Genomic DNA, 5,240 nt, shown 5'->3' on the forward strand with positions numbered 1-5,240 from the left:
CGCCAAACTGGCGTCCGCGTCCCCGGAACGTGCCTGGAAAACCCTGCGTGAGCTCGCGCTGCGCGGGGAGGGCGACGCGCTCGCGCTGGCCGCGGCGCAACACTGCCGTGAGCACCGCGTTGCGCGCGGCAAGTGACTGCCGACGGCTCGCGTTCCGGACCGACGACGGGTGATGGTGGGCGACGATCTTCTCGACGTAGGCTAGTCCCCAGCCCATCGCGGCAAGGTCGAGCGCCAGGCGTTCCTCCTCTCCCTGGAAGAAGACCACCTCATCGAACCCCCCGGCCGCCAGGAACGCCTCCCGCCGCACCACTGCGCCGCAGGCCAGAAAGCCCAGGACGGCCGGGCCAGGTAGGCCAGGAGGCGTGCCGAGCGGGGCAGCGGCCATGGCGGTACAGGTCGGATCGAGTTGCTCGTCCGGGCCGACCAGCACGCGCGCGGCAAGGACCGCCACCTCGGGATGCGCGTCCAACACCTCGGCGGCACGCTGCAACGAGCCAGGCGCCCACCAGGAGTCATCGTCGGCGAAGGCCACGTAGGGCGTCGCCGCCTGCTTAACCCCGAGGTTGCGTGCCGTTGCACCCAGATTCCGTTCGGCCGCGATCAAGTGGATGTCAGGAAAACTCCGGCGAACGAAATCGGGGGTTCCATCGGTGGATCCGTTGTCGACTACGATGACCGGACCTTCATGGCGGGGCAGCGATCGGGCGAGATCGTTTCGGCGGTTGCGTGTGGCTACGACCACGCTGACGCGGCTTTCGGGCCGTGGCGCTGTGCGGCCTGCCGTGGAGTGCGTGGCGGCAAGGGGAATCTCCGAATTGGGCTGGCTCGGGTGGGGCCTCGGCAACATCTCGCGACCTCCTCCATATCGGTCTCAATCTCCGGAAAGGGGTCTTCTCTAGGTTCATCGGCGACCGTCTCGCGCAGTATCTGTTGGAGGCTCGACGGTGCCGGAGCGGACATTTAGCCGTTCCAGCTGCTGTGGCGGCCACCGCGTGCACGGCCGGCGACGGCCGGTCGTAACCGCTCCGCGACCCGGATCGGCCCGCCACCCATCGCGAGTGCCCCAACCTCGGCTACGGCTATCTGCACAACGCCACCGACGACCACTCCCGCCTGGCCTGAACCGAGATTCTGCGGTCGACGCCCCAGCCGATGGTGTGCCACCGCTCGGCCGCCGCGTCCAGCGTGGTGATCTTGAATGTCCATCCCGAAACAGTGGTCTCAGCACGCCTGCCGAGAGTCCTTGCGAATCCCTCGGCTGCGCGGGAACTACCCTCGTCTCAGTCATGGCACCCCCAGCAAAAGACCGATTGTTGAAATGAAGATCCGGCTGTGGCGTGATCGTCGCTCATGGCATGCGGCACCTCCGCGATCCCAGCCCGCCTACGCGGGCGGTGCCGACCCGGCATACGCTGCCCGCGGCCCTCGTCGTGGAGGACATCGGCCGCTTCCTCTACCAGGCGACCAAGACGTACTCCCTCAGTTGGCACTGAGGACCGCCTCGGGCCCTGCTTGGAGATAACGGCTCGACGTCGTCCAGGACGGCTACCTGCGCCGAACCCAGGTCGGCGCGAGAGCGCAGGAAACGCGCAGGATGCCGACAGCGACCATGTTCGCTGGCGCTTCGTGAATGCCGAGGGCCGATCCGCGCGGCGGGGCAGGCCGCATAGAGGAAGCGCAATGCCCGGATTATCGGCTGGTTGCCGTGCTCACGCTGACCGCCGCGTGCTCGCAGCAATCGGTTATCTGACGTCAGAGCCAGAAATCCCGCTGGCCTACCCCATGCGCGATGGCTCGTTCTCCCTTTGGCGCATCAGGAACGTTGCCTGGGGTTCCAGGAGGGGTTTGACGCCTGGGCCGCCGGGCAGCGGGCGCACATGCGTGTAGTCGTCATCGGCGCGACCGGCAATGTCGGCACCAGCGTCGTCTCCGCGCTCGCCGCGGATCCCGGCGTCACCTCGGTCCTTGGGCTGGCGCGCAGGCTGCCAGACTGGCATCCGGACAAGACCGCGTGGCAGATGTCGGACGTCGCCAGCGACGATCTGGCTCCGCACCTGCTAGGAGCCGACGCAGTCGTGCATCTTGCCTGGCTGTTCCAGCCGACGCGGAATCCCCGGACCACGTGGAGGGCCAACGCGCTGGGCAGCCTGCGCGTGTTCGAAGCGGTGGCTCGATCGCAGGTCCCGGTACTGGTCTACGCCTCCTCTGTGGGCGCCTACTCGCCCGGCCCCAAAGACACTCCTGTCACCGAGGACTGGCCGACGCACGGTTGGCCGATGGCGGCCTATGGGCGGGAGAAGGCGTACGTGGAGCGGGCGCTGGACGTGTTCGAGCGCGATCACCCGGCGGTCCGGGTGGTACGGCTGCGCCCGGGCTTCATCTTCAAGCGCGCAGCCGCCACCGAGCAGCGGCGACTGTTCGCCGGCCCTTTCCTGCCCCATCAGCTGGTGCGTCCAGGCCTGGTGCCTTTCGTGCCGGACACTCCAGGGCTTCGTTTCCAAGCTTTGCACGCCGACGACGCCGCCCAGGCGTATCGGCTCGCGGTCACCAAACCGGTCTCGGGCCCGTTCAACATCGCAGCCGATCCGATCGTCGAGCCACGCGTGCTGGCGGAGCTGCTGGATGCGCGTCTCGTTCCGGCGCCCGAATGGCTGCTGCACGGCGCGGCGGCCGTCGCCTGGCACATGCGCCTGGTGCCCGCCGCACCGGGTCTCCTCGAGATGCTCCTCCGTCTGCCGATCATGGACACCACCCGCGCTCGTACCGAACTGGGCTGGACTCCTGCCCACACTGCGGTCGAGGCCATACGGGAACTCCTTGAAGGCATGCGCGCCGCCGCGGACATGGACACGCCCCCGCTGTCGTCTCGCACCAGCGGGCCGGGCAGAGTCCGGGAGTTCCTGACCGGAGTGGGACAGCGGGCCTGATCGAAGGGAAGCCCGTGGTCCTTACCCGGCCATGGACAACCCGGAGCGTCAGGCCACGTGGATGGCCCTCGATGGACGCAATTCGGAGGAGGCGGTCGCCGACGCTCGGCGCGTGCCCCGCCGCGGGGAGAAGGGAACCAATCACCTGCCCGGCGTCCAGCTCGGAAGGGACAGACCGCTGCTGCCTCGGCGCTTCCCGGGCGCGCCTGGGCATGGGGTGCTGCTCGCATTGGTTCCCCGTCACGGGCGTGCGGAGTCAATGCGAGTAACGGCTGGGCGGGTCCGCCAGTGTCTCGAGGTCGTCGGCGGAACCGATGCGTGCAGGCGGCCATGGCAGCCGGCATGAGCAATGCTGTGGCGGCCGCCGGAGGGACGGACCGTGCGTCTCGATGGGGACGGTTCGGGTACGGGTCGGGCATGGGCCGCATCCTGGTGGGAACTGCCTCGTGGACCGACAAGACGCTGCTGGAGTCGGGGTGGTATCCCGACGACGTCACCTCCGCGCAGGAGAGGCTGGCCTACTACACGAGCCGGTTCCCCGTGGTGGAGGTGGATTCGTCCTACTATGCGCCACCCCCAGAGAGCACGGTCTCCCTCTGGCGCGACCGCACTCCGACGGGGTTCACCTTCGACATCAAGGCGTTCTCGCTGCTGACCCAGCATCCGACCAAGCCGACGGCTCTCCCCAAAGACCTGCGGGACCGCCTTGGCGACACCAAGAAGAACCTCTACCTCCGCGATCTGGACCCGCAGGCCGTCGACCAGCTATGGGACCGGTTCCTGACGGCCCTGGCACCGCTGCACGATTCGAGCAGGCTGGGCGCGATCCTCTTCCAATTCCCGCGGTGGTTTCCGATCGGCAAGCGCAACAAGCAGTACATCCTGGAGTGCAAAGCACGCTGCGATCCCTTGCGGATTTCCGTCGAGTTCCGGAATCACACCTGGATGAGGGAGGACAACCAGGCCGAGACGCTGGATTTCCTTGCCTCCTACGGGCTTCCGTACGTCAGCGTGGACATGCCCCAGGGATATCCCGACTCCATCCCACCCGTGCTCGCCGCCACCGCGGACCTGGCCGTGGTGCGCTTCCATGGCCATTCGGCGAAATGGACCAGCCACGACGTCCACGAGCGGTTCGGCTATCTCTACAGCGAGGAGGAACTGCAGGAATGGGCGCCCCGGCTACGGCGACTGGCCGAGGACGCCGACACGACGCACATTCTCATGAACAACTGCTACCGCGACAACGCACAGGTCAACGCCGGGCAACTGGCTCACCTGCTCCGGCGCGACAACGCCGAGGCCGAATAACCGAAGCCGAGTAACCCCCTCAATTTGTCCGCGACCGCATCGGCAGCCGATCCGCGCTTTGTCCAGCTCCACCGCCGGTCAAGTGCTCAACCGCGTCCGACTGTCCTAAGAAGGCAATCGGCGTCTGTCGCGGAGCTCTCGGTCCACTACGTCGAGATCGATTTTCTGACGGCCCTGAGGAAAACCTTCGCGACGCTCCACGGGTTGCCCTCGACCCGTGGGGATACGGCAACTCGCTGGAGTGGGCGACCTCGTGTCCGCTGCCTCGACACAACTTCACGTACCTGCCGCCCATCCGCTCTGAGCGGCCCGCCTTCGACCTGCACCACCCGCATTCATCCCACGGGGAACCGCCACGAACTCGTATGCGTGTTCCTCGCCACACGTCACAACCAGGGGCCTCGGATGGTTTTCCATCGTGCTGCCGTCGATTTGTCGCGTGCAACGTTGAACTACGTCGCCGGAGTGATCCGCCGGCACCGCAAGGCGATCGGGTCGGCCTGGCGGATGCTCAACCCGGGGCAGCAGGCGCTGCTGGTGCTGGTCTACCTGCGTAAGGGCGAGACATTCACCGAGCCGAACGGGACGATCCTGTGAACCTCTGGAGCGCTGCCCGGCAAAGCCCACGATCTGAGCGCCGCCCAGATCTGGGGCATCCTGCGCGCGCTGGAGGCGGCCGGGATCATCACCCTGGCCGACAAGGCATCCCAGGGAGCCGAAGGTCCGGTGCTCACCCCGTACAAAGGTAAGGACCCGGCGAATGAGCGAATGCGCAGCTGAAGAGCTGGAAGATCCTCCGCAATCTACGCTGCAGCCCCAGCAAGGCCGGCCACCTGTGCAAAGCCATCGCTGTCCTTCAGAATCACCGAGTTGCGCAGGCAGCGTGACGATGAAAAGCATTCAGTGAGGTGATCTCAGCGAAATAGTTCGGACGAATTGGGATTTCTTGGACGCCGCTGGTGGCGTTCCGGGCCTATCGGGAGGAGTTGCCGAAGGCCG

At 66.9% G+C, this 5,240-nt stretch carries 4 protein-coding genes and 1 pseudogene; 4 read left to right on the forward strand and 1 reads right to left on the reverse strand.

Annotated elements, in window-relative coordinates:
* Positions 1-745, reverse strand: a 745-nt coding sequence (locus ACWEPL_RS64805) for a glycosyltransferase family 2 protein (RefSeq protein ID WP_452442952.1), incomplete at its 3' end; no start/stop codon positions are given.
* 595 nt (positions 746-1,340) lie between these two features.
* On the opposite strand from ACWEPL_RS64805, the gene ACWEPL_RS64810 reads away from it, so the two are divergent.
* The 4 genes and pseudogenes from ACWEPL_RS64810 to ACWEPL_RS64825 form a co-directional block, all read left to right on the forward strand.
* Entirely contained in the window at positions 1,341-1,496 is a 156-nt protein-coding gene (locus tag ACWEPL_RS64810) for a hypothetical protein (protein ID WP_452442954.1), read from the forward strand.
* Positions 1,497-1,880: 384 nt separating this feature from the next.
* Complete coding sequence (locus tag ACWEPL_RS64815; RefSeq protein WP_452442956.1) at positions 1,881-2,930, forward strand: NAD-dependent epimerase/dehydratase family protein; 1,050 nt, start codon at positions 1,881-1,883, stop codon at positions 2,928-2,930.
* Positions 2,931-3,272: 342 nt separating this feature from the next.
* Complete coding sequence (locus tag ACWEPL_RS64820; RefSeq protein ID WP_452442958.1) at positions 3,273-4,241, forward strand: DUF72 domain-containing protein; 969 nt, start codon at positions 3,273-3,275, stop codon at positions 4,239-4,241.
* Positions 4,242-4,646: 405 nt separating this feature from the next.
* Positions 4,647-4,784: pseudogene (locus tag ACWEPL_RS64825) on the forward strand (IS5/IS1182 family transposase); the annotation flags it as partial.
* Positions 4,785-5,240 lie beyond the last annotated feature (456 nt).

This window comes from Nonomuraea sp. NPDC004186, from assembly GCF_053603495.1.

Coding starts and splice junctions, on each gene's coding strand:
- ACWEPL_RS64820 (WP_452442958.1), top strand. CDS start 3,273: ATGAGCAATGCTGTGGCGGCCGCCGGAGGGACGGACCGTGCGTCTCGA.
- ACWEPL_RS64815 (WP_452442956.1), top strand. CDS start 1,881: ATGCGTGTAGTCGTCATCGGCGCGACCGGCAATGTCGGCACCAGCGTC.